A 4,588-nucleotide genomic window follows, 5' to 3' on the forward strand; every position below is an offset into this window, starting at 1 on the left:
CCCTTCGTGCTCGTCGCGTCGATCGTGCTCGTCGTGCTCTCGCCCACGCCCGAGGCCAAGTGGTCCACCGCCGTCTTCGGCGTCACCGCCGTGATGCTCTTCAGCACCAGCGCGTTCTACCACCGCGGGCACTGGTCACCGACGACGGCCGCCGTCCTGCGCCGGCTCGACCACACCAACATCTTCCTCATCATCGCGGGCACCTACACGCCGCTGTCGGTCCTGCTGCTGCCCGCCGACACCGCGCGCACCTTGCTGATCGTCGTGTGGTCGGGAGCGCTCGTCGGGATGCTCGCGCGCATCTTCTGGCTCGGTGCGCCGCGCTGGGTCTACGTGCCGGTGTACGTGGCGCTCGGGTGGGTGGCCGTGTGGTTCTTCCCGGCGTTCTACCGCTCCGGCGGGCTGGCGATCGTGCTGCTCATCGCCGGGGGCGGGCTCGCGTACACGCTGGGCGCGGTGGTCTACGGCCTCAAGCGGCCCAACCCCAGCCCTCGCTGGTTCGGGTTCCACGAGATCTTCCACGTGCTCACCGTGGTCGGGTACACCTGCCACTACATCGCGGTGTCGATGGCCTCGTACCGCTCCGCCTGACGGTCGTCAGGCGACCGGGACCACCGTGTAGCGGCGGTTGGCCAGCGACGGGTTCTGCTCCCGCACGCGCAGCAGCGCGGCGCCGTCGAGGTCGACGGTCCGCACCTGCGGCTCCGCGTCCATCTCCAGGCCGACCACGCCGTCGGGCGCGACGACGATCGAGCGCCCGGTGACGCCCTTGCCCGCCTGCCCGACCGCGACCACCGCGGCGGTGTTCTCGATGGCCCGGGCGATGGCGAGCGTCCGCCAGTGCATCGCCTTGAGCTCGCCGGCGGCCCACGCGGCGGGCACGACGAGCACCTGCGCTCCCGCGTCGACCAGGCGGCGGGCGGACTCGGGGAACCGCAGGTCGTAGCAGGTCAGCACGCCGAACGTCAGGCCGCCCACCTCGAGCACCAGCGGCGCGGCGTCCACCGGGCCGGGGGCCAGTCGGTCGGACTCCCGCTGCCCGAACGCGTCGTACAGGTGCACCTTGCGGTACACCCCGACCAGCGCGCCGGTGCCGTCGACCGCCACGACCGCGTTCACCGCGCGGGGGTCGTCGCCGTCGGCCGGCAGCGTCACGCCGGCCAGCACGGCCACGCCCGTCGCCGCCGCCCGCGCGCGCAGCATGGCGACGAACGGTCCGTTCAGCGGCTCCGCATGCTCGACGCCGACGCCCCGCGGGTCGAAGCCCGAGGCGTACTCGGGCACCACCAGCAGGTCCGCCCTGGTGCGCGCGGCGATGTCGAACGCGTCCTCGACCACCTGGCGGTTGGCGCCGTGGTCGGCGCTGACCGCCAGCTGCGCGACCGTGACCCGCACGGAGGGGCGCTGCGGCGGCTCGGGCGCGGTGCTCACCGGGACGGACCGGGGTCGTCGGTGCTCGCGGGACCGCCGTTCGACAAGTCGTCCTCGGTGAAGTCCCACCCGGCGACCTCGACGTCCGCGTCCACCTCCAGGTCGGGACCGGCCGCGCCGGCGTCGACGACCCCGAGATCCTGGTGCGGACCCTCGGTCCGGACCTCGTCGTCGTCGTCGTCGAGGCCCAGCGCCTTCGCGCGGCGGTCGACGATGCGCATCTGCTTGGTGAGCGAGAGGAACAGGAACACGAGGGCGACCGCGAGCAGGAAGGTGAACACGAACCCGAGGAAGCCGGGCGAGCCCACCGGGCTGCCGTCGATGTTCACGTCGGACGGCGACGGGCTCGGGGTCGGGACGGCGAGCAGCAGAGCGGCGATCATGCGCGCAGGCCGGCGAACAGGTCGTCCTCGGGCAGCGTCACGGGCACCCGCGAGGACGCGAGCTCGTACTCCTCGGTGGGCCACTGCGCGATCTCGAGCTCGCGCGGGATCGCGAAGAAGAAGCCGTCCGGGTCGATCTGAGTCGCGTGCGCGCGCAGGGCGTCGTCGCGCTGGCCGAAGTACGCCGAGCACTCGATGCGCGTGGTGATCTCCCGCTCGGGGATCTCGCGGGCCTGGCGGGAGTCGATCCAGTCGCCGAACGGCGACTCGCGACCCGCGGCGACCAGCGCGTCGTGCACCGCGCGCATGCGCACCAGCGAGAACCCGTGGTTGTAGTAGAGCTTCGAGGGCGTCCACGGCTCGCCGCGGCCGACGTAGCGCTCGGGGTCACCGGCGGCCTCGAAGGCCTCGACCGACACCTTGTGGCACATGATGTGGTCCGGGTGCGGGTAGCCGCCCGACGGGTCGTACGTGGTGATCACGTGCGGCCGGAACTCCCGGACCAGCTCCACCAGGGGGGCCGACGCCTCCTCCAGCGGGACCAGGCCGAAGCAGCCCTCGGGCAGGGGCGGCAGCGGGTCTCCCTCGGGCAGGCCGGAGTCCACGAAGCCGAGCCAGCGGTGCTGCACCCCGAGCGCAGCCGCGGCGGCCGCCATCTCGTGGCGGCGGTACTCCCGCATGCCGTCCAGGCCGCCCTCGACCGGCGGGTGCTGCGTGTTGAGCACGTCCCCGCGCTCGCCGCCGGTGCACGAGACGACGAGGACGTCGACGCCCTCGGCCGCGTACTTCGCCGTGGTCGCGGCGCCCTTGCTCGACTCGTCGTCGGGGTGGGCGTGCACCGCCATCAGGCGCAGCCGCTCTCCGGTCACCTCGGGCCTCCCGTCGGTCGCCCGGCCTCGGCGGCCTGGGCGGGTGGTTGGACGAGAGACAATGATCGCGCACGCCGCGACCCTGTCGCGCCACCGACCGAGGAGCTCCGTGACCGACTCGCCCGCCACCCGACCGCCGGCCGGGCGCTACGGCCCCGAGCGCACGGCCCGGTCCGTGCGTCGCGGTCGCCTCGGCCTGATCGCCGCCGCCGTGGTCGGCGTCGGGATCGTCATCTGGATCGGCCTCAACCTGGCGGGTCAGCCGGTCTCCTGGAAGGACGTCGGCTTCCACGTCCAGGGGCCACAGGCCATCGACGTGACGTTCGAGGTGACCAAGCCGAAGGAGTCGACCGTGACCTGCACGGTCACCGCGCTCTCGGAGTCGTACGGCGAGGTGGGCGTACGCAAGGTCGACGTCGGTCCCGCCGACACCAGCACCCGCCGCGTCACCGTCACGGTGCAGACCACGGAGCTCGCGGTGAGCGGCACGGTCGAGCGCTGCGACCTGGTCGACGAGCCCGCCTCGACGCCCTGAGCGCGCCCCCCTGACGGGTGATTCTGCGGCTCTGTCGGCCCCTCCTTGCTATCCTGGTCGTTTCGACGCCGCCCCGGTCCGGCACCACCACCGGTCGACGCGACCGAGAGGGAACGGCGGAGGACCCCTTCAGTACCCGATACACGGACGTGTCCCTGGATGCGTCCGTCCGACCGCACTGCCGAGCGCCCACCCCCGCGGCGCAGACACCGGCACGTGCGGCACCCCACGCAAGGAAAGGAGCGATCGTGACCGATACGACTGCGGCCACATGGTTGACCCAGGAGGCCTACGACCGCCTCACGGCTGAGCTCGCACGCCTCGAAGGAGAGGGCCGAGCCGAGGTCACCGCCCGCATCGCCGCCGCGCGCGACGAGGGCGACCTCAAGGAGAACGGCGGCTACCACGCCGCTCGCGAGGAGCAGGCGAAGCAGGAGGCCCGCATCCGCGAGCTCAAGGAGAAGCTGCGCAACGTGCAGATCGGCACGCCGAAGGACGACGGCATCGTCGAGCCCGGCATGGTGGTCACCGCCGTCGTCGCCGGCGACGAGATGGTGTTCCTCCTCGGCTCGCGCGAGATCGCCGGGACCTCCGACATCGAGGTCTTCTCCCCGACGTCGCCGCTCGGCGCCGCGATCAACGGCTGCAAGATCGGCGACTCGACCAGCTACACCGCCCCCAACGGGCGGGAGATCCCGGTCGAGATCACGGACGCGAAGCCCTTCGCGGGCTGACCCCGTACGACGAACGAGGCGTCACCCCGCGTGGGTGGCGCCTCGTTCGCGTCAGCGGTCGGCGAGCCGGTAGCCGGCGTCGCGGAGCTGCTGCAGCACGTACGCGCAGTGGTCGGGGCCCTTGGTCTCCACCTGCACGACGATCGCGACCTCGTCGAGCTGCAGGTCGCCGACCGTCCGCGCGTGCGAGACGTGCATGACGTTCCCGCCCGTGTCGGCCAGGGCCCGCAGGAGGTCGGCGAGGGCGCCGGGCGTGTCGTCGATCCGGACCTGCAGCTGCAGGAACCGACCGGCGGAGGCGAGCCCGTGCCGGACCACCCGCATGAGCACCAGCGGGTCGATGTTGCCGCCCGAGAGGATCGCGACGACAGGTCCCTCGATGGGCCCGACGCCGGCCATCAGTGCCGCGACGGCGGCCGCGCCCGACGGCTCGACCAGCATCTTCCCCCGCTCGGCGACGAGCAGCAGCGCCCGGGAGAGGTCCTCCTCCGAGACCGTGTGCACCTCGATGTCGTGCGCGGCGAGGATCGAGAACGGGACGTTGCCGGGCGTCCCCACGGCGATGCCGTCGGCCATCGTGCGCAGCTCGGGCGCGGCGATCGGGTGCCCGGCGGCGAGCGAGGCCGGGTAGGCGGC

At 72.9% G+C, this 4,588-nt stretch carries 7 protein-coding genes; 3 read left to right on the plus strand and 4 right to left on the minus strand.

Features of this window, described 5'->3' with window-relative positions; genetic code table 11:
• Window positions 1-591: PAQR family membrane homeostasis protein TrhA (gene trhA / locus ACXJKG_RS19615; protein ID WP_456847407.1), on the plus strand; the 591-nt coding region annotated here is incomplete at its 5' end.
• 6 nt (window positions 592-597) lie between these two features.
• On the opposite strand, the gene ACXJKG_RS19620 is transcribed toward trhA, so the two are convergent.
• From ACXJKG_RS19620 to mca, 3 genes are read right to left on the minus strand one after another with little or no spacing between them, the layout of a single operon-like run.
• Complete coding sequence (locus ACXJKG_RS19620) at window positions 598-1,431, minus strand: carbon-nitrogen hydrolase family protein (RefSeq protein ID WP_456847408.1); 834 nt, start codon at window positions 1,429-1,431, stop codon at window positions 598-600.
• On the minus strand, window positions 1,428-1,814 hold the full coding sequence (locus ACXJKG_RS19625; RefSeq protein WP_456847409.1) for a hypothetical protein: 387 nt from the start codon (window positions 1,812-1,814) through the stop codon (window positions 1,428-1,430). The genes ACXJKG_RS19620 and ACXJKG_RS19625 overlap by 4 nt, the downstream gene beginning before the upstream one ends.
• Window positions 1,811-2,683, minus strand: coding sequence for a mycothiol conjugate amidase Mca (mca, locus tag ACXJKG_RS19630; RefSeq protein WP_456847410.1), 873 nt, complete (start codon window positions 2,681-2,683; stop codon window positions 1,811-1,813). The genes ACXJKG_RS19625 and mca overlap by 4 nt, the downstream gene beginning before the upstream one ends.
• Window positions 2,684-2,792: 109 nt before the next feature.
• Here mca and ACXJKG_RS19635 point away from each other — a divergent pair, with 109 nt between their 5' ends.
• On the plus strand, window positions 2,793-3,218 hold the full coding sequence (locus tag ACXJKG_RS19635; RefSeq protein ID WP_456847411.1) for a DUF4307 domain-containing protein: 426 nt from the start codon (window positions 2,793-2,795) through the stop codon (window positions 3,216-3,218).
• Window positions 3,219-3,466: 248 nt separating this feature from the next.
• Window positions 3,467-3,952 carry a transcription elongation factor GreA gene (gene greA, locus ACXJKG_RS19640; protein WP_456847412.1) on the plus strand — a complete coding sequence of 162 codons (486 nt, stop codon included), beginning with the start codon at window positions 3,467-3,469 and terminating at the stop codon, window positions 3,950-3,952.
• Between the two features lie 51 nt (window positions 3,953-4,003).
• Here the strand turns inward: greA and ACXJKG_RS19645 are convergent.
• A partial coding sequence (locus tag ACXJKG_RS19645) for a pyridoxal-phosphate dependent enzyme (RefSeq protein WP_456847413.1) occupies window positions 4,004-4,588 on the minus strand: 585 nt, incomplete at its 5' end.

The sequence above is a fragment of the Cellulomonas sp. P5_C6 genome, from assembly GCF_054049635.1.